At 71.2% G+C, this 20,792-nt stretch carries 19 protein-coding genes; 9 read left to right on the top strand and 10 right to left on the bottom strand.

The window, feature by feature from the left end; genetic code table 11:
- Positions 1-3 precede the first annotated feature (3 nt).
- From HMPREF2833_RS02890 to HMPREF2833_RS02865, 6 genes are all read right to left on the bottom strand, one after another.
- Positions 4-1,659, bottom strand: coding sequence for an ABC transporter substrate-binding protein (locus tag HMPREF2833_RS02890; protein ID WP_223246202.1), 1,656 nt, complete (start codon positions 1,657-1,659; stop codon positions 4-6).
- Positions 1,660-1,784: 125 nt separating this feature from the next.
- Complete coding sequence (locus HMPREF2833_RS02885) at positions 1,785-1,973, bottom strand: hypothetical protein (RefSeq protein ID WP_019310595.1); 189 nt, start codon at positions 1,971-1,973, stop codon at positions 1,785-1,787.
- Between the two features lie 250 nt (positions 1,974-2,223).
- Positions 2,224-3,120 (bottom strand): glycerophosphodiester phosphodiesterase family protein, encoded by an 897-nt coding sequence (locus HMPREF2833_RS02880; RefSeq protein WP_070636648.1) that lies wholly within the window; start codon positions 3,118-3,120, stop codon positions 2,224-2,226.
- Entirely contained in the window at positions 3,113-4,036 is a 924-nt protein-coding gene (locus HMPREF2833_RS02875) for an HAD family hydrolase (RefSeq protein WP_019310597.1), read from the bottom strand. The genes HMPREF2833_RS02880 and HMPREF2833_RS02875 overlap by 8 nt, the downstream gene beginning before the upstream one ends.
- Before the next feature lie 5 nt (positions 4,037-4,041).
- Positions 4,042-4,563, bottom strand: coding sequence for a YbhB/YbcL family Raf kinase inhibitor-like protein (locus HMPREF2833_RS02870; RefSeq protein WP_039101009.1), 522 nt, complete (start codon positions 4,561-4,563; stop codon positions 4,042-4,044).
- Between the two features lie 150 nt (positions 4,564-4,713).
- Complete coding sequence (locus HMPREF2833_RS02865) at positions 4,714-5,646, bottom strand: carbohydrate kinase family protein (protein ID WP_070636647.1); 933 nt, start codon at positions 5,644-5,646, stop codon at positions 4,714-4,716.
- A 223-nt stretch (positions 5,647-5,869) separates the two neighbouring features.
- On the opposite strand from HMPREF2833_RS02865, the gene HMPREF2833_RS02860 reads away from it, so the two are divergent.
- Complete coding sequence (locus tag HMPREF2833_RS02860) at positions 5,870-7,285, top strand: glyceraldehyde-3-phosphate dehydrogenase (protein ID WP_223110557.1); 1,416 nt, start codon at positions 5,870-5,872, stop codon at positions 7,283-7,285.
- Between the two features lie 195 nt (positions 7,286-7,480).
- Here HMPREF2833_RS02860 and HMPREF2833_RS02855 read toward each other — a convergent pair whose 3' ends face one another.
- From HMPREF2833_RS02855 to HMPREF2833_RS02845, 3 genes are all read right to left on the bottom strand, one after another.
- Complete coding sequence (locus HMPREF2833_RS02855; protein WP_070636646.1) at positions 7,481-8,911, bottom strand: M18 family aminopeptidase; 1,431 nt, start codon at positions 8,909-8,911, stop codon at positions 7,481-7,483.
- A gap of 1 nt (position 8,912) precedes the next feature.
- Positions 8,913-10,067, bottom strand: coding sequence for a CPBP family intramembrane glutamic endopeptidase (locus tag HMPREF2833_RS02850; protein WP_070636645.1), 1,155 nt, complete (start codon positions 10,065-10,067; stop codon positions 8,913-8,915).
- Positions 10,068-10,379: 312 nt separating this feature from the next.
- A complete protein-coding gene (locus HMPREF2833_RS02845; protein WP_070636644.1) occupies positions 10,380-11,114 on the bottom strand; it encodes a glutamine amidotransferase in 735 nt (244 codons plus the stop codon).
- Between the two features lie 191 nt (positions 11,115-11,305).
- Here HMPREF2833_RS02845 and uraD point away from each other — a divergent pair, with 191 nt between their 5' ends.
- The 5 genes from uraD to rfbA all read left to right on the top strand — a co-directional run bounded on the left by uraD (position 11,306) and on the right by rfbA (position 15,840).
- On the top strand, positions 11,306-11,800 hold the full coding sequence (gene uraD / locus HMPREF2833_RS02840; RefSeq protein ID WP_070636643.1) for a 2-oxo-4-hydroxy-4-carboxy-5-ureidoimidazoline decarboxylase: 495 nt from the start codon (positions 11,306-11,308) through the stop codon (positions 11,798-11,800).
- Positions 11,797-12,123 (top strand): hydroxyisourate hydrolase, encoded by a 327-nt coding sequence (uraH, locus tag HMPREF2833_RS02835; RefSeq protein WP_070636642.1) that lies wholly within the window; start codon positions 11,797-11,799, stop codon positions 12,121-12,123. Before uraD ends, uraH begins: the two co-directional genes overlap by 4 nt.
- Before the next feature lie 73 nt (positions 12,124-12,196).
- Positions 12,197-13,081, top strand: coding sequence for a factor-independent urate hydroxylase (pucL, locus tag HMPREF2833_RS02830; RefSeq protein WP_070636641.1), 885 nt, complete (start codon positions 12,197-12,199; stop codon positions 13,079-13,081).
- Positions 13,082-13,161: 80 nt separating this feature from the next.
- Complete coding sequence (locus HMPREF2833_RS02825) at positions 13,162-14,730, top strand: nucleobase:cation symporter-2 family protein (RefSeq protein WP_070636640.1); 1,569 nt, start codon at positions 13,162-13,164, stop codon at positions 14,728-14,730.
- 219 nt (positions 14,731-14,949) lie between these two features.
- The gene (rfbA, locus tag HMPREF2833_RS02820) at positions 14,950-15,840 is read left to right on the top strand and encodes a glucose-1-phosphate thymidylyltransferase RfbA (RefSeq protein ID WP_070636639.1); all 891 of its coding nucleotides are present in this window, start codon (positions 14,950-14,952) and stop codon (positions 15,838-15,840) included.
- Positions 15,841-15,920: 80 nt separating this feature from the next.
- Here the strand turns inward: rfbA and HMPREF2833_RS02815 are convergent, their stop codons facing one another.
- Complete coding sequence (locus tag HMPREF2833_RS02815; RefSeq protein WP_070636638.1) at positions 15,921-16,682, bottom strand: IclR family transcriptional regulator; 762 nt, start codon at positions 16,680-16,682, stop codon at positions 15,921-15,923.
- Between the two features lie 221 nt (positions 16,683-16,903).
- Between HMPREF2833_RS02815 and aceB the strand changes: the two genes are divergently transcribed.
- The 3 genes from aceB to HMPREF2833_RS02800 are packed head-to-tail and all read left to right on the top strand — an operon-like array spanning position 16,904 to position 20,792.
- On the top strand, positions 16,904-18,511 hold the full coding sequence (gene aceB / locus HMPREF2833_RS02810) for a malate synthase A (RefSeq protein WP_070636637.1): 1,608 nt from the start codon (positions 16,904-16,906) through the stop codon (positions 18,509-18,511).
- The gene (locus tag HMPREF2833_RS02805) at positions 18,508-19,938 is read left to right on the top strand and encodes a DUF6986 family protein (RefSeq protein ID WP_070636636.1); all 1,431 of its coding nucleotides are present in this window, start codon (positions 18,508-18,510) and stop codon (positions 19,936-19,938) included. Before aceB ends, HMPREF2833_RS02805 begins: the two co-directional genes overlap by 4 nt.
- On the top strand, positions 19,935-20,792 hold the full coding sequence (locus tag HMPREF2833_RS02800) for a bifunctional allantoicase/(S)-ureidoglycine aminohydrolase (protein WP_070636635.1): 858 nt from the start codon (positions 19,935-19,937) through the stop codon (positions 20,790-20,792). Before HMPREF2833_RS02805 ends, HMPREF2833_RS02800 begins: the two co-directional genes overlap by 4 nt.

The raw sequence follows: 20,792 nt of genomic DNA, 5'->3' as shown, positions 1-20,792 counted from the left end.
CGATCACTTCCTTTCCTGGTCGATCCACAGATGGCGCATGTGGAACCCGCACACCGGCATGCCGATGCGGTGCGCGAACCCACCGCCCACGTAGTTCTGGTAGGCGTCCGCCTGGTTGAAGAACCCCCAGGCGATGTACCCGCCCTCGTCGTGCAGCTGCTTCTGGGCCTTGGCGATCAGCTGGTTGCGCTTCTTCTCGTCCATGGTGGCGCGTGCCTTCGCGTAGAGCTCCGTGAACTTCGGGTCCGCCCAGTGGGTCTCGTTGAACGGGGCTTTCTCCACGGTGCCCTGGGCCGTCTGCGAGAGGAAGTTGCGGGTGTACCAGAAGTCCTGGGAGAAGGGGTACTGCAGGTACCCGTCGCCGAAGAACGTGGTGCTGTCCACGCGGCGCAGCGTGACGGTGATCCCCGCCTCCGCGGCCTGCTCCACGAAGACCTGGGCGGCCTCCACGGCGCCGGACTGGATGGGCGCGGTGACGAGCTCCACCTCCAGCCCGTCCGGGTGCCCGGCGTCCGCGAGCAGCTTCCTGGCCTTCGCGATGTCCCGGGTGCGCTGCGGGAGGTCGGGGGTCCCCGGGTCGAACGGGGCGTACATGTCGTTGGCCACGGTGCCGTGGCCGGAGAACACCTGCTCCACCATCTGCTCGCGGTCCACCACCAGCCGGAACGCCTGCCGGACCCGGGGGTCGTCGAACGGTGCGACGTCCACGCGCATGGTGAACGGCAGCCAGTTGCCGGTCTCGGAGAGCACGGTGTGCAGCCGCGGGTCCGTGTTGACCACGTCCACCAGGGCGAGCGGCAGCTGGCCCACCACGTCCACCTGCGTGGAGAGCAGCGCGTTGACCAGGGCGTCCGGGTCGTTGAAGTTCAGCAGGTGGACCTCGTCCACGTACGGCGGCTCGGCCCAGTAGTCAGGGTTGCGCTTGAGCACGGTGAGCTGCCCCGGCTCGAAGTCCCCCAGGGTGAACGGCCCCGTGCCCACCGGCTTCTCGGGGTCGTAGTCCGCGGGCACGATGCCCATGGAGTTCTGGGACAGGGAGTCCAGCAGGGTGGAGTCCGGCTGCTCCAGCTCGAAGCGCACCGTGCGCTCGCCCACGGCCACCACGCGCTTGAGCCCCGCGAGCGCGGACGCGCCGGTCTTGGGGTCCTTCGGATTGGTGATCCGCTCGAACGTGGCGACCACGTCCTGCGGGGTCAGTGGGCGGCCGTCGTGGAAGCGCACACCCTCGCGCAGCCGGAACTCCCACGTCCGCCCGCCCTTGAGCGGACGCGCGGACTCGGCGAGCCCGGGCACGGTCTTGTAGTCGGGGTCGAACTCGTAGAGGCGGTCGTACAGCCCCATCACGCGGCCGCCGTCCGCGGTGACCACCGGGGCGTGGGCGTCCAGGCTGTCGGACGCGCCGCCGCCGGTCATCCCGATCCGCAGGATGCCCCCGCGCTGCGGTTCTCCCGAGGCCTGCGCCACGGCCGCTCCGGGCTCCCCGTTGCTGCTGCCGCAGCCCGCCAGGGCCAACGCCGCCGCGGCGCCCAGTCCCATGAACCCGCGCCGGCTCAGCCCGGAGCGGACGCCGCGGTGCGGCCCGTCCGGTCCTGGACGGTGCACGCGGCTCTCGGGATCAGGTCCTCCGGAGGGGAGCGCGGACGGTGGCACAGGGTTCATGGTTCCTCGCAGGCTGAGTGGTCGCGGGCGGGATGGTCGCGGGCACGCGGAACGACGCGCGGCGTCGCAGGCAGTGCGGACGCGCACCCGCGGGCACGGGCGGCGTCGAGGCGGCGTGGGCCCAGCTACGGGATCTTGCTCAGGCGCGGGGCCACCACGCGGTGGCCCTGCAGAGGCGTCTGAACGGTGAGCCGACGGCGGTAGATGGCCGACTGCTCGGGGTGCGCGGGCCTGCTCGGCGGCGGCGCGGACGCGGCGGCCAGTTGGCAGACCCGGGTGCGGACGAGGGCAGGAAGAACGGCCGTGCAGTGCATGCGGCCTCCCTCGGCTCGTCGGACGGGCACCGGGACCGGTGAGGCGATTCCGAGATCGCCCGTGGCCCCGATCACCCTCAAGCTACCGCGCCGCGGGGCTCGACGGGGTGAGGCGGACCGGTCCACTGCCCTCGCGTCGAGCCAGGCGAGACCCGCTCCACCCTTGCAAGGGCCCGCCGGACGCCTCCGCCGGGACGCGTGACGCACCCCGTCCGAGGAGGGCCCACGCGCGGGCGTGTCGGGGCGGACGTCAGAGCTGCGCGTCCGGCGGCCACTGGCCGCGTTCCTCCAGCACCGCCCGCAGCAGGTCCGCCCGGTCCGTGATGAGCCCGTCCACGCCCATGTCCAGCAGCCGGTGCATGTCCGCGGTGTCGTTGACCGTCCACACCTGCACCGCGATCCCCTCCCGGTGGGCGAACTCCAGGAACCGCGGGGAGACGATCCGCACGGTGACCTGCCTGCCCAGGGGCAGGTCCAGGGTGTGGTGCTCGGGCAGCTGCAGGGTGTCGAACGGCGCAACCGCCCGGGCCCACGCGCGGCGGTGGCCCGCCCACAGTGCCGCGGCGATCTTCGGGGAGAGCCGGTCCGTGAGCGGTGCCATCGTGGACACCGCGAGGAACCCGGCGGTGCCGAGCGTTCCGGCGGAGGTCCGAACACGGCGGCCGGTGAGGTGCGCGATCCGGGCGAGCGTGCGGCGTCGTCGTGACTCGGAGAACGAGGTGACCCGCACCCGGTCCGCCGCGTCCTCCCGGGCGACCACCTCGGGCAGCGCGGCCACGGAGGCCTCGTCCTTGACGTCGATGTTCAGGCACGCGTCCGGCAGCTCGCGCAGCAGCTCGGCAAGGGTGGGGATGCCGTGCTCCCCGCCCACCCGCAGCTCGCGCAACTGCGCCCACGTGAACTCGTTGACGTCCCCGTCCGTGCCCGTGACCCGCTCCAGCGTGGGGTCGTGGAACGCCACCACCACGCCGTCGCTCGTGGTGTGCACGTCCGTCTCCAGCCACACGAAGCCCAGCTCCGCGGCGGCCCGGAAGGCGGCCATCGTGTTTTCGTGCCCGTCCGGGGAGAACCCGCGGTGGGCGAGCGCGGCGGGGTTCCGGCCGGCACGGAACCGGGCTCGGGGGTGGGCGCGCGGGGTCTCAGGCATGGTCCTCCTCGGTGGTCGGCACACCAGGGCGCCCGGGGCGGGCGGGGTGCGCGGGGGCGGGGACCGCCGCGGCGTCGTGCGCCTCCCCCGCCAGGTACCGCTCGATCACGTGCGCCACGCCGTCCTCGGTGAACGCCGGTGCGGTGCGCTCCACGGCGGCGACGACGCCCGGGTGCCCGTCCGCCATGGCGTAGCCCCGCCCGGCCCAGGTGAGCATCTCGAGGTCGTTGGGCATGTCCCCGAACGCCATCACCTCGTGGCGGGAGATCCCCAGCTCAGCGGCGAAGTGCTCGAGGGTGCGGGCCTTGGTGAGCCCGCGCTGGCCCATCTCCACGAGCGGGGCGGCGGCCACCGAGTGGGTGACCGCGAGCCTGCCCGCCACCACATCGCGGACGGCCTCGAAGTAGGCTTCCGGCTCGGCGCCGTCCAGCTTGGCGAGCAGTTTGACCACCTGGGTGCCGGCGCGCAGGGTCTCGGTCACTGGTGCCTCGGTGACGTCCCGGATCTCCATCCGGTCCGTGCGCGCCCATCCGTGGTCCGTGTGCACGGCGTCCAGGGTCTCCGCGGCGAACAGCGAGTCCGGGAATGCCCGGCGCACGTCCTCGATCACCGGCAGCGCCTCGGACACGTCGAAGCCGTTGGCGTGCAGCACACGCTCCGTGCCGGGATCGAAGACCACGGCGCCGTTGGAGCAGATCACCACGCCCACGTCGTCGAGCTGCTCGTGCAGGGGGTCCAGCCACCGTTTGGGGCGCCCGGTCACGAACACCACCTGGATCCCGGCGTCCCGGGCCGCGGCGATGGCCTCCAGGGTGCGGGGGCGGAAGCGGAAGTCCGGGCCCAGGACGGTCCCGTCCAGATCGCTCGCGATCAGCCGGACGGGCGCCCGCCCCGGATCCTGCACGTGCTCCGCCACCGCGACTACTTCACTTCGTACGTAGGCGTGAGGAACGCGCGTCCCAGGGCGTGGGAGAACAGGTTGAAGTTCACCACAGCGGGGCTCGCGCTCTCGTCCACCTCGAGCTCGGGGACGTCCACGGCGGTCACGCAGATGATGTAGCGGTGCGGGCCGTGCCCCTCGGGCGGTGCGGCGCCCAGGTACTCGTCCGTGCCGCCGTCGTTGCGATGCTTCACGGCACCCTTCGGCGGGTTCGACGCCGCCCCGGTGGCCAGTTCGGTGACGTCCGCCGGGATGTTGGACAGGCACCAGTGCCAGAACCCGCTGGGGGTGGGGGCGTCCGGGTCGAACATGGTCACCACGTAGGACTGCGTGCCCTCCGGGGCACCGGACCACGACAGCTGCGGGGAGACGTCCTCTCCCCCGGCACCCATGATCCCGGAGACCTGGGGCGTGGCCACGGGCTCGCCGTCGGTCACGTCCGTGGAGGTCAGGGTGAAGGTGGGCAGCTCGGGGAGGTCGGCGTAGGGATGACGGTCGTACATGACGGTGTTCCTCTCATCTCGCGGGGTGGTGGTGTCCGGACTTTGCTGTCCGTGGGGTTCTGCGGTCCATCCAGCCACGGCGGGTGGCCCTGCTCAGACGCTCCTGCCGGGCGCAGTGGATTCTGTCGGGGCGGGAGCGGTGGCGAGCTGTCAGCCGCTCGGCGGCAGGTCCTCTCGGGTGGGCAGCTGCGCCCCGGAACGGGAGACCGTGACGCCCGCGGCCGCGGCGGCGTAGCCCAGCAGCGCGGTCACCTCGTCCGCACCGAGCTGCTCGAGCGAGGACGCCCCGGAGGCTCCCAGGATCTGGCGGTCCGCGAGTCCGCTCAGCAGCGCGGCCATGAACGAATCCCCCGCTCCCACGGTGTCCGCCACGGTGACTCTCGCGGCGGGGACGAACACGCCGTCGGGCCCCGTGCCGCGGCTGAGTGCCCACGGTCCCATGGCGCCGCGCGTGACCACCACGAGGCGGACACCGGCGGACAGCCACGCGCGGGCGGAGTCCTCCACGGTGCGGTGCGGGTAGAGCCACAGCAGGTCCTCGTCCGAGGCCTTGACCACGTGGGCGAGTCCCACGATCTGCTCCGCGCGGGCGCGGGCGTCCGAGGAGTCGGGAATGATCGAAGGCCGGCAGTTGGGGTCGTAGGAGATCAGCGCGTGGCGGTGCGCACGCTCCAGAGCCTGCCGCACCACGGAGGCCCCCGGCTCCAGCATGGCGCCGATCGACCCCACGTGCAGCAGGTCCGTGTCCGCGAGCAGCTCGTCGATCCGGACCGGAGAGACGTCCAGGGACCAGTCCAGCTGGAACTCGTAGTCCGCCGCGCCGTTCTCGTCCAGCACGGCCTGGGCCACGGAGGTGGGGCGGTCATCCGCCTCGAAGGGCAGCCGCACCCCGTTGCCGCGCAGGTGCTCGACCACCTGGTGGCCGTACTCGTCCTGGCCGTAGCGGCCCAGGAACTGCACCTGGTGACCCAGCCGGGCCAGGCCCACGGCCACGTTCATGGGGCTTCCGCCCACGTGGGCCCGGGGTTGTTCGCCGCTGCGGGACACCACGTCCACGAGGGCCTCACCGATCACGGTCAACATGGTTCCACGGTAGCAAAGCACCCGCGGCCCGCCCCGAGCGCGCAGCCGCGCCAGGCGGCGTCGTCATCCGTGGGCACAGACCACGAGGGGGCGCGGGGGCACGTAAACTGGGGCCGACGAGCAGCGCCGCTCACGGGGCGCTCCATCACGCCAGCTCGCGCACCGCCGCGCGACACCAACACGGCCCGCACGAGGACGTCCGGGCCGAGGAAGAAGGATGCTCATGAGCGCCACGTGGTCAGAACGAGAGGCCCTCGCCGAGCAGCTGGTCCCCCTGGTGGGGCAGCTGCACCGCAACAACAAGGTGGTCACCACCGTCTTCGGCCGGTCCCTGGTGCACAAGTCCGTCACGGACATCATCAAGGTCCACCGCTTCGCCCGCCGCATCATGGGTGAGGAGATGCCCCTGGAGAAGACCGTGGAGATCGTCACGGCACTGGGTGCGCTGAACCTGGGCGTGTGCAACGTGGACGTGGCCAAGCTCTACCAGGGCTTCACCGAGTCCGGCTCCACGGACCTGGACGGCTACCTGCGCGAGGCGCTCGCCCCGGCCGTGGACCAGCACGGCAGCAACGACGCCGAGACCCGGGACGTGGTGCTGTACGGCTTCGGGCGCATCGGCCGCCTGCTCGCCCGCATCCTGCTCAACCGCAACGACGGCACAGGCCTGAACCTGCGCGCCGTGGTGGTGCGCAAGAAGCCCGGCAACGACCTCGTCAAGCGCGCGTCCCTGCTGCGCCGCGACTCCGTGCACGGCTCCTTCGACGGCACCATCACCGTGGATGAAGAGAACAACGTGATCACCGCCAACGGCGTGGCGATCCAGTTCATCTACGCGAACTCCCCCGAGGAGATCGACTACACCGCCTACGGCATCCACGACGCCCTCGTGGTGGACAACACCGGCGTGTGGCGCGACGAGGAGGGCCTCTCCCAGCACCTGCGGTCCAAGGGTGTGGGCAAGGTGCTGCTCACCGCCCCCGGCAAGGGCGAGATGAAGAACATCGTGTGCGGCGTGAACGACCAGGACATCGACCCGGAGGACACCATCATCTCCGCGGCGTCCTGCACCACCAACGCCATCACCCCGGTGATCAAGGTCCTCAACGACGAGTACGGGATCGTCCAGGGCCACGTGGAGACCGTGCACTCCTACACCAACGACCAGAACCTGATCGACAACTGGCACAAGGGTGACCGCCGCGGCCGCTCCGCCGCGCTGAACATGGTGATCACCGAGACCGGTGCCGCCAAGGCCGTGGCCAAGGCCCTGCCCGTGATGAAGGGCAAGCTCACCGGCAACGCCATCCGCGTGCCCACCCCGGACGTCTCCATGGCCATCCTCAACCTCCAACTGGAGAACGCCCCGGAGTCCGCCGAGCAGGTGAACATGTTCCTCAAGGACATCTCCCTGAACTCGGCCATGCGCAAGCAGATCGACTACGTGGACTCCCCGGACGTGGTCTCCACGGACCTCGTGGGCTCGCGCCGCGCCGGCGTGGTGGACGGGCTGGCCACCATCGTGAACAACAACTCGCTGGTGCTCTACGTCTGGTACGACAACGAGTTCGGCTACTCCTGCCAGGTGGTGCGCGTGATGGCCCGCATGGCGGACATCTCCATGCTGCAGCTGCCGTAACCCGCTCCTGCTCCACGGACGCCCCGCGCGCCCTGCTGACGACGCCGCCCGGTGGCCTTCTGCGCGAAGGTCACCGGGCGGCGTCGTGCGTGGGAGTGGTGTGTGCACGCCTCTGCGTGCGGCGTCGCGGGCGGAGGGGCGTGCGCGGCTGCGCGGCCGAGCCTCGCGTGTAGGGCGGAGCGGGCGGCGCGGGGCTCAGCCGCGCCAGAAGCCCCCGATGGCGCGGTACATTGCGAACAGGTCTGCGGTGTGCACGAGCTCGCGCGCCGAGTGCATGGACAGCAGACCCACCCCCACGTCCAGGGTGCGGATGCCCAGGCGGGTGGCGGTGATGGGGCCGATGGTGGACCCGCACGGCACACCGTTGTTGGAGACGAACTCCTGGTACGGAACACCGGCGCGTTCGCACGCCTCCGCCCACACCGCGGCACCCACGGCGTCCGTGGTGTAGCGCTGCTGCGCGTTGATCTTGAGCAGCGGGCCACGGCCGGGCTCCGGGGTGTTCACCGGGTCGTGGTGGCCCTGGTAGTTGGGGTGCACCAGGTGGCCCGCGTCCGAGGACAGGCACACCGAGTGGGCGAGCGCGCGACGGTGGTCGTCGGTGGAGTCCCCGCGGGAGGCGCCGATGCGCACGAGCACGTCCTCGAGGAACGGGCCGGCCGCACCGGAGCGGGTCGCGGACCCCACCTCCTCGTGGTCGAACGCGGCGAACACGCTCACGTGTTCCGCGGACTCCAGCTCCTCCGCGTGCTCCACCAGGGACCGCAGCCCCGCGTGGACGGTGGTGAGGTTGTCCAGGCGGCCGCTGGCCAGCAGGTTCTGCTGGGCGCCGATGAGCTCGGGGGCCTGGGTGTCCGCCACGGTGATGTCGTAGCCCAGGATGTCGGCGGGGTCCACGGCGGGCACCTCCGCCGTGGGCGTCCCGGTGCCGGGCGCCGTGCCGGAACCGGCAGTCCGCGCTGCAGGGTCGCTCGCCTCCCCGGCGCCGCCGGCGGCCGGTGCGTGGACGGCGTCTGCCAGCACCGCGAGGACGTCCGCGTCCTGGGCATCCCCCACACCCCACACGGGCTGGGTGTGGCGCTGCCGGTCCAGGCTCAGGGCGTCGTTGGCGGAGCGGTCCAGGTGGATGGCCAGCTGCGGGATGCGGGCCACGGGCCCGGTGCTCGTGAGCACGGAGCGCGGTGCCCCGTCCGCGCCGCGCACCACCAGCCGGCCCGCGAAGCGCAGGTCCCGGTCCAGCCACGAGTTCAGCAGCGCTCCGCCGTAGACCTCCACGCCCGCCTGGTACCAGCGGTGGGTCACCGTGGTGGGGCGGGGCTTGAGCTTGAAGCCCGGGGAGTCGGTGTGGGCACCCAGGATGCGATAACCCGCCCCCGGTGCGGCACCGGACGGGAGCACCCAGGCGATCAGGGCGCCGTCGCGCACCGTGTACCAGCGGCCCGCGCCGATCTGCCACGGCTGGGCCTCGTCCAGGGCGGTGAACCCGGCGTCGTCGAGTGCCGCGGCCACAGTGGCCACGGCGTGGTACGAGCTGGGGGACGCCGTCACGAACCGCCCGAGGTCGCGGGCGAACTCTGCGTGGGCAGGGCTGTCTGGGGCCGCGTGCGCCCGGTCGGAAGCGTGCATGTCAGTACTGTCCGTCATGGGGCCCAGTGTATGTGGGCTGCATCTCACCGGCGCCGCGGGTGTCCAGGACACCCACGTAGCGGCCCTGGCCGTCCCGCACCACGTAGGGGCCGTACTGCGGGGGCAGGCTCAGGTAGGTCTGCGTGGCGGGGTCGTAGGGGTAGGCGGCCAGCCCGGAGCGGTCCGCCGCGATCGCCGCGGGCCGCACGGTCGGCAGCCGGGGCGGGGCCGGGGGCTGCGGGAGCACCACGGTGCGGGTGACCGCGACCTCCGGGTGGCGCTTCACGAGCCAGAACACCAGGGCGATGAAGGCGCCGTTGAGGATCACCTCGGTGACCAGGTCCGTGGGCGCCCCGCTGGTGTCGTTCATGTCCACCAAACCGAGCATGGCGAACAGCGAGACGGTCATGTTGTTCACGGCGTGCAGGGCGATGCCCGCCTCGAGCCCGCCGGTGCGCCACGTGACGATGCCCATGGACACCGCCATGATCGCCACTGAGAGCAGACCCCACACGTCGTACACGTGCCCGGCCACGAACAGCGGGACGGGCAGCAGGATGGCCCACGCGGGGTGCTTGAGCCAGCGGCCCACCATCTGGGCCAGGTACCCGCGGAAGACCACTTCCTCCGCCGTGCACTGCAGTGGCACCACGATCAGCGTGGTGGCCAGCAGCCAGCCGAAGCCCGGTGCCAGCTGCACGGAGGTGGGGGTCCCGCCCGTGGCGAGGTCCAGGCCGATGCCCGCCAGGTTGACCACCGCGTAGACGCCCACCGCCACCAGGAAGCACAGGAGCAGCCACTTCCACCGGATGCGGCCGGTGACCGAGAAGATCAGCCCGAGCGGCCGGGGGCCGAGCACGAGCCGGGCCAGCAGGGCGCTGGGCAGCAGCAGCGCCACGGACGCGAAGAGCATGAAGTACACGACCGGGTCCAGCTGGTCGGCGGCCAGCACGTCCTCGGTCAGGGTCTCGGGGAATGCGAGCGCCAGCACGATCCCGAACAGGATGCTCAGGACCATGAAGATGCCGAAGAGGATCAGCCCCTCCACCAGCGGCATCCACCAGCGGTGGTGGGGGTCCGTGCGGGCCAGACGGTGGTAGAAGTACGTGCGGGTCCGGGGAGCCGGCTGCACTCCGCCCGTCACAGACCCGCCCATGGGAGCACCGGGCCACGTCTCGCCCGGGGCCGGTGCGCTCGGGGTGCTTGTCGGGGAGGGAACAGGACGGGACCACGGTGCGCTGGGGTGACTCATTCCCCCACGGTATCGGTCCGGGGCCCGGTGCGCCGGATTGTGCAGGGCGCCCGCCGTGCGCTCACCCTCGCGGCAGCCCGTGGGCGCCCCCGGGGCCCCGTGGAACGGCCCACCCAGGTGGCTCGCGCGACCTCCTGCCGCGAGCGCCGTCGTTCGAGGGCAACCCGCGGCGACGCACGCCCCTACCTGACGACCACGCGGCACCCGCGGCCGGTGTCAGCGGGCGTAGCGCTCCACGAACGCGCTGAGCACCTTGGGCGCCTGGTCCACGGCGGGCCCGTGGGTGATCCGCTCGATCACGGTCTCCAGCTCGTCCGGCTTGAAGTAGCCCAGGTCCTTGTACACGCGGATGCGGTTCACGAGCCCCTCCACGTCCAGCTCCGGGTGGAACTGCGTGGCGTAGAGGTTCTCCTTGATGCGGTACATCTGCACCTGGCACACCGATCCCTCCGCGAGCAGAACGGCATTGGGCGGCATCACCCGGGTGCCCTCCTTGTGCCCCACGTAGGCGCTGAACTCCCGGGGCATGTCCGCGAGGAGCGGATCCGCCTCCCCCGCCTCCGTGAGGGTCACGGTGATGGGGCCCACCTCCTCCGGACGGGTCCGGTCCACCACGGCACCCTGGTGGATGCCGAGGGTCCCCACGCCGTAGCACGCCCCCAGGAACGGGTAGTCACGGGCCACCACCTCGTCCAGCAGGCCGCTGATCCAGGACTCCGCGAGCCGCTGCACGCGGGACTTCTGCTCAGCGGGGTCCGAGGAGTTGAACGGTGAGCCGCCCACGATGATCCCGCTGTAACGGTCCAGGTCCAGTGTGGGGAAATTCCCCTGCTCCAGGCGGATGCGTTCCAGCTGCGAGGTCTTCAGCCCTCCGAAGCGCGCCACGGCCTCGTACTCCTCGTCCGCCAGGACGTCGTCATCACGGGTGGCCAGCAGCACGAACGGTTTCATGCCCTCATGCTAGCCACGGCCGCAGGCCTCGCCGCACACCACCGCTGCGGGGCGAGCTCCCGCACTGAGGCCACCCACCGGGACGGGTCCGGCGCTTGACGCGCGCCCTGTGATCCAGTTCACTGGATTCCGGTGAAATTCGTTTTTCACATTGCGAAAATTTGCGACCACCATGGCGAGGAGGCCGGTCCGTGGACCTCACCGAGTTCAATGCACTCGACGACGCCGCCGCGGCCGCGGCCGTGCGCCCGGCGCTGGACGTGCCCCGCTGGATCGACGAGGTCGTGTCCCACCGCCCGTACGACACGGTGGCCGCGGCCCTCGACACCGCCCGCACGGCGGCCCACCCGCTCACGGACGAGGAGCTGGACCGGGCGCTGTCCCACCACCCGATGATCGGACGCCGCGCCGAGGGCGACTCCACCGAGGCGAGCCTCTCGCGCGGTGAGCAGGCCGCACTCGGGGACGCGGACGCCGTCGTGAGAGCTGAGCTGGAACGCGCCAACCTGGACTACCAGCAGCGCTTCGGTCACGTGTTCCTGATCCGCGCCGCCGGCCGCAGCCTCCCCGAGATCCTCACCGAGGCGCGCCGCCGGATGACCAACACCCCCGAGGACGAACGCCGCGAAGTGGCCGAGCAGCTGCGCCAGATCGCCGTCCTGCGACTCGCGGGAGCGCTCTCATGAGCTTCATCTCCGCCCACGTCCTCGACTCCGTGCACGGCTGCCCCGCCGCCGGGATCGACGTCACCCTCCTCACCGGCGAGGGCCGCGAGCTCGCCTCCGCCACCACCGACGAGGACGGCCGGGTCAGCGAGCTCGGCCCCGAAACCCTGGAGTCCGGCCACTACCGGATCATCTTCGCGACCGAGCCGTACTTCGCCGGCCGCGGGCTGGAGACGTTCTACCCGTTCGTCTCGGTGGACTTCACGGCGCGTCAGGAGCAGGGCCACTACCACGTGCCCCTGCTGCTGAGCCCGTTCGCGTACTCCACGTACCGCGGCAGCTGACCCAGGAGCCGACCCCACGGTCGACGGCTGCCGATCCACCACCCACGCATTCCTGACGAAGGAGCAGAGGACCATGACCGACGTAGTGCTCGGGAAGAACCAGTACGGCAAGGCGGAGAACCACGTGGTGCGCATCCACCGCGACACCGACCGCCACGTGATCCGTGACCTGGTGGTCACGTCCCAGCTGCGGGGTGATTTCGACGCCGTGCACACGCAGGGCGACAACGGCCACTGCGTGCCCACGGACACCCAGAAGAACACCGTGTTCGCGTTCGTGCAGAAGTACGGGGTGGACTCCCCCGAGGCGCTGCTGCTCAAGCTCTCGGAGCACTTCACGTCCGAGTTCGATTGGGTCTCCGGCGGCCGGTGGGCCGCGGACGAGCACGCGTGGGACCGCATCAACGACCACGACCACTGCTTCGTGCAGAACAAGCAGGAGGTCCGCACCGCCGTGGTGGTCACGGACGGGTCGAGGAGCACCGTGATCTCCGGCTTCAAGGACCTCACGGTCCTCAAGTCCACGAAGTCCGGCTTCGAGGGCTACCCCAAGGACCAGTACACCACCCTGCCGGAGACCACGGACCGGATCATGTCCACGGACGTGGCCACCCGCTGGCGCTACAACACCACGGACGTGGACTTCGACGCGGTGTACGAGGACGTCAAGAAGATCATCCTGGACAAGTTCACGGACCACTACTCCCGGGCCCTGCAGGAGACCCTCTACCTCATGGGCAAGGCCGTGATCGAGGCCCACCCGGAGATCGACGAGATCAAGTTCTCGTGCCCCAACAAGCACCACTTCGTCTACGACCTGGGGTTCTGCGGCATGGAGAACCCCAAGGAGACGCACTACGCGGCGGACCGCCCCTTCGGTCTGATCGAGGCCACCGTGCAGCGCAAGGACGCCCCGCTGGACGAGAACGCCTGGATGGGCATCACCGGCTTCTGCTGAGTCCCCGCCCCCACCGCACAGGCCCCCGCCCGACCGTCCACGGCGGGGGCCTCGTCCACACACTTCCCGGAAGGCCCGTCATGTCATCCACCTCAGCCCCCACCAGGGCGTCCCGCCCCGAGGACCAGTACCTGGGAGTGGGCGCGAGCTTCGGCTACGGCTTCCAGCACGTGCTCACCATGTACGGCGGGATCATCGCCCCGCCGCTGATCGTGGGCGGCGCGGCGGGGCTGTCCGCCAACGAGCAGGCGCTGCTGGTGGCGTGCTGCCTGTTCGTGGGCGGGCTCGCCACGGTGCTGCAGTCCTTCGGGGTCAGGTTCTTCGGCTCGCAGCTCCCTCTGGTGCAGGGGACCTCGTTCGCGGGCGTGGCCACCATGACGGCCATCGTCAACGGGGGCGGGGGCATCCAGGCCGTGTTCGGCGCGGTGATGGTCTCGGCGGCCATCGGCTTCGTGCTGGCGCCGTTCTTCGCCCGGATCATCCGCTTCTTCCCGCCCGTGGTCACGGGCGTGGTCATCACCACCATCGGGCTCTCCCTGTTCCCGGTGGCCGCGCAGTGGGCCATGGGCGGCGCCGCGGTGGCCGCCAAGGGTGACGAGAACGCCATCTTCCACAACGTGTGCCTGGCCGGTGCCACCCTGCTGATCATCATGGTGCTGTCCAAGGTGCGCAGCGCCCTGGTCTCGCGGCTGTCCATCCTGCTGGGCATCGTGCTGGGCACACTGCTGGCCGTGGCCCTGGGCATGGCGGACTTCTCGCGGGTGGGCGACGGCGCCCTGTTCGCCTTTCCGCAGCCGTTCTCCTTCGGAGCACCCACGTTCCAGCCCGCCGCGATCATCTCCATGACCATCGTGGTGCTCGTGATCCTCACGGAGACCACCGCGGACATCATCGCCGTGGGCGAGATCGTGGGCACGGACGTGGACCGCAAGCGCATTGCGGACGGGCTGCGGGCGGACATGGGTGCGTCCTTCATCTCCCCCGTGTTCAACGGCTTCACCCAGTCCGCGTTCGCGCAGAACGTGGGCCTCGTGGCCATCACCGGGGTCAAGAGCCGCTTCGTGGTGACCGCCGGCGGCGTGATCATGCTGCTGCTGGGGCTGCTGCCCGGCCTGGGCCGCGTGGTCGCGGCCGTGCCCGTGCCCGTGCTGGGAGGTGCGGGCATCGTGCTGTTCGGCACCGTGGCGGCGTCGGGAATCCGCACGCTGGGAAAGGTGAAGTTCGAGGGCACGCCCAACCTGATCATCGTGGCCACGAGCATCGGGATCGGCATGCTGCCCATTGCCGCCCCGAAGATCTACGCGGGGTTCCCCACGTGGTTCGAGACCATCTTCCACTCGGGCATCAGCTCCGCCGCGGTCGCCGCTGTGGTGCTCAACATCCTGTTCAACGAGATCACGTTCGGCAATCCCCCGGAGGGCCGTGGCTCGGTGTTCACGGAGGCCCCGCCGCGCTACGTTCCCCTGGAGGCGCTCGAGCACCTGCAGAGCCACCTCCAGGAGGGGGACACCGTCAAGGACGGCCGGCTGCTGGACTCGGAGGGCAACGAGGTGCCCGTGATCACCGCCTCCGGCGACGTGGTCCCCGCGCCGCTGACCCAGGAGATCCCGCAGGTCCATAAGGATCCCGAGGGCCCCGGAGAGCGCTGAATCCCGCTGTCCCCACGCGCCACGGCGCCGCACCCTCCCGGGGGCGCGGCGCCGTCGTCGTCGGGAGGGCACGCGCCGTGACCGTGCCGTGCAACTGCGGTGGGCGGTGACGACACCGCCGCTGCGGTTCCGCTCCCGGGCACCTTCCCGCGCCGGACGACGCCCCGCCCACCGGACCCGTGTCGATGCGAGGACATGCACCCCTGCCACAATGGGGACATGAAGGGCATCATCCTCGCGGGCGGCACGGGCTCCCGTCTGCACCCCGTGACCCTGGGCGTGAGCAAGCAGCTCGTGCCGGTCTACGACAAGCCGATGATCTACTACCCGCTCTCCACGCTGCTGCTCGCGGGCATCCGGGAGATCCTGGTGATCACCACCCCGCACGACGCCGCCCAGTTCCGCCAGCTGCTCGGGGACGGCTCCCGCTTTGGCGCGGAGATCTCCTACGCCCGGCAGGAGTCCCCGGACGGGCTCGCCCAGGCGTTCCTGCTGGGTGCCGAGCACATCGGGGACGACAGCGTGTGCCTCATCCTGGGCGACAACATCTTCTACGGTCCGGGACTCGGCACCCAGCTGCGCCGTTTCCACGACCTCCAGGGGGCCGCGATCTTCGGGTACCGGGTGGCGGACCCCAGCGCGTACGGCGTGGTGGAGTTCGACGCCGCCGGGCAGGCCGTGTCCATCGAGGAGAAGCCCGCGCACCCCCGCAGCCCGTACGCGGTCCCGGGGCTCTACTTCTACGACCGGCGCGCCGTCGAGTTCGCCCGCTCGCTCACGCCCTCACCGCGCGGCGAGCTGGAGATCACGGACCTCAACCGGATGTACATGGACCGGGGCGAGCTCGCGGTGCACGTACTGCCGCGCGGCACCGCGTGGCTGGACACCGGCACGTTCGACTCCCTCGCGGACGCCACCAACTTCATCCGCACCGTCCAGGCGCGCCAGGGCACCTCGATCGGCTGTCCCGAGGAGGTCGCCTGGCGCATGGGCCTGATCTCGGACGAGCAGCTGCGGGAGCAGGCCGCCACGCTGCACAAGAGCGGCTACGGCGCGTACCTCGAATCCCTGCTCACGGAGCACGACGCCGCCCTGCCGCAGCGCCGCTGACCCGCACCCTCGCACTCGGCCCCGTTCGCGCGCTGCGGCGAGGCGCGGCAGAGCGGACGGGCACGGCGTCGTCGTCCGCCTCAGCCCGCGCGGGAGAGCTGCCCGGACAGCTGCACCGCGGCCTCTCGCAGCAAGGGAATGGCGCGCTCGCCGAAGTCCCAGTCCACGCGCGTGGTGGGCCCGGACACCGAGATCGCCGTGGGGGTGGGGGCGTCCGGGACGAGCACCGAGAAGCAGCGCACGCCGATCTCCTGCTCCTCGTCGTCCACGGCGTAGCCGCGCTCGCGGACCAGTGCCAGGTCCGCGAGCAGCTCCTCCACCGTGCCCAGGCTCTTCTCGGTGGGGGTGGGCATGCCCATGGACGTGACGATCGAGACCACCTGCTCCTCCGGGAGGGTGGCCAGGATGGCCTTGCCCACGCCGGTGCCGTGCAGGTGGGCGCGGCGGCCCACCTCGGTGAACATGCGCATGGAGTGGGAGGACTGCGCCTGCCCCACGTACACGACCATCCGCCCGTCCAGCACGGCCATGTTCGCGGACTCCCCCAGCTGGTCCACGAGCCCCTGCAGCACGGGCTGCGCGTAGGTGCCCAGCGCGAGCCCCGCGGCGTTGCCCAGCCGGATGAGTCCCGGGCCCAGCGCGTAGCTGCGGTTGGGCAGCTGGCGCACGTGGCCCAGCGGGATCAGGGTGCGCAGCAGCCGGTGGATGGTGGGCAGCGGCAGCTGCGCCCTGGAGGCCAGCTCGCTCAGCGAGATCTCTCCCCCGGCTGCGGTGATGATGTCGAGCAGGCCGAAGACCCGTTCGACGGACTGCACCCCGCCCGTGCTCCTGGCCTCTGGCATCCGTGCGCTCCCTCGGTCGTCGATGGTGTCGTGCGTGGCTCACCGCCGGTCGGGTCGCGCCGCGGCGGGACCGAACGGCCACGGCCGGGTTCGGGCGATCCCGGTGATGCCTCGCACGTGTGGCCCGCGTCTCAGCAGGGCCTTGTCCTGGGTCACATCCTATGTCTAAACTCGTGTTAATGGAATAATTTTTCCACAATACGGATAATTGGAGGCACTCCATGAGCATCACCCACACCACCCCGCAGAACGTGGCCGCGGCGGACGAGATCCTCTCGGAGGAGGCCCTCGCGTTCGTGGAGGCGCTGCACGAGAAGTTCGCGGACCGCCGTGAGGAGCTGCTCGGCAAGCGCGAGACCGCCCGCGCGCAGGCCGCCGAGACCGGCACCATGGACTTCCTCCCCGAGACCCGCGAGGTCCGGGAGGGCGACTGGAAGGTGGCCCCGGCCCCCGAGGCGCTGCAGGACCGGCGCGTGGAGATGACCGGACCGGCGTCGCCCGCCAAGATGGCCATCAACGCCCTGAACTCCGGCGCCAAGGTGTGGCTCGCGGACCTCGAGGACGCCGCCTCCCCCAGCTGGGCCAACCAGGTGGACGCGATCGCCAACCTGCGCGACGCCGCCCGCGGCACCCTGGGCTTCACCTCCCCGGAGGGCAAGGAGTACAAGCTCCGCGAGGACGTGCCCCTGGCCGTGGTGGTCATGCGCCCGCGCGGCTGGCACCTGCCCGAGTACAACATCACGGTCAACGGCAAGACCGGCTCCGGCTCCCTCACGGACTTCGGGCTGCACTTCTTCCACACCGCGAAGCAGCTGATCGAGAACGGGCAGGGCCCCTACTACTACCTGCCCAAGATGGAGTCCTACCTGGAGGCGCGGCTGTGGAACGACGTGTTCACGTTCGCGGAGGAGTACCTGGGCATCGAGCACGGCACCGTCCGCGCGACCGTGCTGATCGAGACCATCCCCGCCGCGTTCCAGATGGACGAGATCCTCTACGAGCTGCGGGACCACGCCTCCGGGCTCAACGCGGGGCGCTGGGACTACCTGTTCTCCATCATCAAGTACTTCCGGGACGCCGGGGAGAAGTTCATCCTGGCGGACCGCTCCGCGGTGACCATGACCGCTCCCCTGATGCGCGCGTACACGGACCTGCTGGTGCAGACGTGCCACAAGCGCGGGGCCTTCGCGATGGGCGGGATGGCCGCGTTCATCCCCTCCCGCAAGGACGAGGAGATCAACCGGGCCGCGTTCGAGAAGGTCCGCAACGACAAGACCCGCGAGGCCGAGGACGGCTTCGACGGCTCGTGGGTGGCCCACCCGGACCTCGTGCCCGTGTGCCAGGAGGTCTTCGACGGCGTGCTCGGCGAGAAGCCGAACCAGGTGGACCGCCAGCGCCCCGAGGTGGACGTGACCGCCGAGATGCTGCTGGACGTGCCCTCCGCGGGTGACCAGCGCACCGAGAAGGAGCTCAACGCCAACCTGTACGTGGCCATCCGCTACGTGGCGGTGTGGCTGTCCGGCAGCGGCGCGGTGGCCATCCACAACCTCATGGAGGACGCCGCCACCGCGGAGATCTCCCGCTCGCAGATCTGGCAGCAGATCAAGAACGGTGTGGTCTACACGGACACCGGCAACACCGCCACGCGCGAGCTCGTCTCCGACGCACTGGACACGCAGCTCGAGGTGCTGCGCGGTGAGATCGACCAGGAGAACTACGAGAAGTGGTTCGTGCCCGCGGGCAAGCTCATCTCGGACATGGTGCTCAGGGAGGACTACCCGGCGTTCCTCACGCTGTCCGCCTACGACCTCATGGAAGGCAGCAAGTGACACCGGCGCACCCGGACGCCACCTCGGCCCCCGCCACGACCGCCCCGCGCGGCGCGGCGGGGGCCGCCCCCTCTCTGCCCGAGGGCTTCGGCCGCCGCGCGGACCTGCTGCTCGCGGGCACGGACGCGGACCTCGCACGGTTCCTCCCCGGGGACTCCGGGACCCGCCAGCCCGTGCACACGTGCTACGTCCCGGCGGACCTCGTCACGGAGCGGACGCCCGCCGAGTGGGGTGCCGCGGCGGCGTCGGCGGCCAAGGAGGCGGGCGGGCTCGGGGCCCTGGCCGAGCTCGCGGGGATCGACGCCGCGGCGGTACCCGATCTCGTGGAGCGGGTGGCGCGCAAGCTGCGCACGGAACCGGTCGAGGACCTGCGCCTGGACCTCGAGGACGGCTACGGCGAGCGCCCGGACGCCGAGGAGGACGCCGATGCCGTGCGCGCCGCCCACACGGTGGCCGCGTTCGCCCGGAACCGCGCCTCCGGTGAGGCTCCGGCCCCGGCCTTCGCGGGCATCCGCTTCAAGTGCTTCGAGGCGGCCACCCGGGCCCGCGGGCTGCGCACCCTGGACCTGTTCCTGAGCACCCTCGTGCGCGAGGGCGGGCTCACGGAGGCCGGGGTCAGCGAGGACGGGCTCCCCGAGGGGCTCGTGCTCACCCTGCCCAAGGTCTCGGCGGTGGAGCAGGTGGCCGTGATGGTGGAGGCGTGCGAGGCGCTCGAGGACGCCCTGGGTCTGCCCGCCGGGCGACTGCGGTTCGAGATCCAGATGGAGACCCCGGCCATGATCCTGGGCCCGGACGGCACGTGCCCCATTCCGGCGATGCTGCGCGCCGCGGAGAATCGGGTCTCGGCCCTGCACTACGGCACGTACGACTACTCCGCGTCCCTGGGGATCTCGGGGCAGTTCCAGTCCCTGGAGCACCCGGCCGCAGACCACGCCAAGAACGTGATGCAGGTGGCCGTGGGCGGCACGGGTGTGCACCTCTCGGACGGCTCCACCAACCGGCTGCCCGTGGGGGACGCCGCCCAGCGCCGCGAGACCTGGGCGCTGCACGCGCGCTTGGTCCGCCGCTCCCTGGAGCGCGGCTTCTACCAGGGGTGGGACCTGCACGCCCACCAGCTGCCCACGCGCTTCCTCGCCAACTACGCCTTCTACCGCGGGGCGTTCGACGACGCCGCCCGCCGCCTGGTTGCCTATGCCGGCCGGTCCGTGCCGGGCATCGAGACGGCGGACGTGGCGGACGAGCCCGCCACCGCCCGGGCCCTCGCCCGCTACGTGGTGCGCGGGGTACTGTGCGGTGCGGTGAGCGAGGACGAGCTGCGCGAGAAGGGCCTGGATCCGGAGACGGTGCGGGCCGTGGCCAACCCGGGCGCGGCGGCGTCGTCGTCCGCGGGAGACCGCAGGAGCCCCGAGACAGGAGAGACCCCATGACCGAGCGCACGTACTGGGCCACCCGCGGGGGGCACCCGCCGCAGACGGACCTGCTCACGGACCGCGCGATGTTCCGGGAGGCGTACGCCGTGATTCCGCGCGGCACGCAGCGGGACATCGTGACCTCCTACCTGCCGTTCTGGGAGGACACCCGGCTGTGGGTGCTCGCGCGGCCCATGACCGGCTTCGCGGAGACCTTCTCGCAGTACCTCGTGGAGGTGGCCCCCAGCGGCGGCTCCGACAAGCCCGAGGACGATCCGGACGCCGAAGCCGTGCTGTTCGTCATGGAGGGCTCCCTGGAGCTGACCCTCGGCGACGAGCCCGGGGACGAGGACACGCACACCCTGGAACCCGGCGGCTACGCGTTCATCGCACCCGGCGAGACGTGGACGGCGCACAACCGCGGGGGCGAGCACACCCGGTTCATGTGGATCCGCAAGCGCTACCAGAAGGTCGCGGGCATCCCCAAGCCGGAGTCGTTCGTGACCAACGAGCGAGACATCGAGCCCACCCCAATGCCGGACACCGAGGGGCGCTGGGCCACCACGCGGTTCGTGGACCAGAAGGACCTGCGCCACGACATGCACGTGACCATCGTGACGTTCCTGCCCGGCGGGATCATCCCTTTCGCGGAGACCCACGTGATGGAGCACGGGCTCTACGTCCTGGAGGGCCAGGCCGTGTACCGGCTCAACGAGGACTGGGTGGAGGTCCAGGAGGGCGACTTCATGTGGCTGCGCGCGTTCTGCCCGCAGGCCTGCTACGCCGGTGGCCCCAAGCCGTTCCGGTACCTGCTGTACAAGGACGTGAACCGGCACGCGCCGCTCTCCCTGGGAGGGCACGCGGGGCGGTAG

Source organism: Kocuria sp. HMSC066H03, assembly GCF_001812045.1.
GTDB lineage: Bacteria > Actinomycetota > Actinomycetes > Actinomycetales > Micrococcaceae > Kocuria > Kocuria rhizophila.
This window is presented reverse-complemented; position numbering and strand designations above follow the sequence as displayed.

What these genes read in the sequence shown, in the direction of transcription:
- pucL (WP_070636641.1), top strand. Translation starts at nt 12,197, where the DNA reads ATGACCGACGTAGTGCTCGGGAAGAACCAGTACGGCAAGGCGGAGAAC.
- HMPREF2833_RS02860 (WP_223110557.1), top strand. Translation starts at nt 5,870, where the DNA reads ATGAGCGCCACGTGGTCAGAACGAGAGGCCCTCGCCGAGCAGCTGGTC.
- HMPREF2833_RS02825 (WP_070636640.1), top strand. Translation starts at nt 13,162, where the DNA reads ATGTCATCCACCTCAGCCCCCACCAGGGCGTCCCGCCCCGAGGACCAG.
- HMPREF2833_RS02855 (WP_070636646.1), bottom strand. Translation starts at nt 8,911, where the DNA reads ATGCACGCTTCCGACCGGGCGCACGCGGCCCCAGACAGCCCTGCCCAC.
- HMPREF2833_RS02800 (WP_070636635.1), top strand. Translation starts at nt 19,935, where the DNA reads ATGACCGAGCGCACGTACTGGGCCACCCGCGGGGGGCACCCGCCGCAG.
- HMPREF2833_RS02880 (WP_070636648.1), bottom strand. Translation starts at nt 3,120, where the DNA reads ATGCCTGAGACCCCGCGCGCCCACCCCCGAGCCCGGTTCCGTGCCGGC.
- HMPREF2833_RS02885 (WP_019310595.1), bottom strand. Translation starts at nt 1,973, where the DNA reads ATGCACTGCACGGCCGTTCTTCCTGCCCTCGTCCGCACCCGGGTCTGC.
- rfbA (WP_070636639.1), top strand. Translation starts at nt 14,950, where the DNA reads ATGAAGGGCATCATCCTCGCGGGCGGCACGGGCTCCCGTCTGCACCCC.
- HMPREF2833_RS02850 (WP_070636645.1), bottom strand. Translation starts at nt 10,067, where the DNA reads ATGGGCGGGTCTGTGACGGGCGGAGTGCAGCCGGCTCCCCGGACCCGC.
- HMPREF2833_RS02870 (WP_039101009.1), bottom strand. Translation starts at nt 4,563, where the DNA reads ATGTACGACCGTCATCCCTACGCCGACCTCCCCGAGCTGCCCACCTTC.
- uraH (WP_070636642.1), top strand. Translation starts at nt 11,797, where the DNA reads ATGAGCTTCATCTCCGCCCACGTCCTCGACTCCGTGCACGGCTGCCCC.
- aceB (WP_070636637.1), top strand. Translation starts at nt 16,904, where the DNA reads ATGAGCATCACCCACACCACCCCGCAGAACGTGGCCGCGGCGGACGAG.
- HMPREF2833_RS02815 (WP_070636638.1), bottom strand. Translation starts at nt 16,682, where the DNA reads ATGCCAGAGGCCAGGAGCACGGGCGGGGTGCAGTCCGTCGAACGGGTC.
- HMPREF2833_RS02845 (WP_070636644.1), bottom strand. Translation starts at nt 11,114, where the DNA reads ATGAAACCGTTCGTGCTGCTGGCCACCCGTGATGACGACGTCCTGGCG.
- HMPREF2833_RS02890 (WP_223246202.1), bottom strand. Translation starts at nt 1,659, where the DNA reads ATGAACCCTGTGCCACCGTCCGCGCTCCCCTCCGGAGGACCTGATCCC.
- HMPREF2833_RS02865 (WP_070636647.1), bottom strand. Translation starts at nt 5,646, where the DNA reads ATGTTGACCGTGATCGGTGAGGCCCTCGTGGACGTGGTGTCCCGCAGC.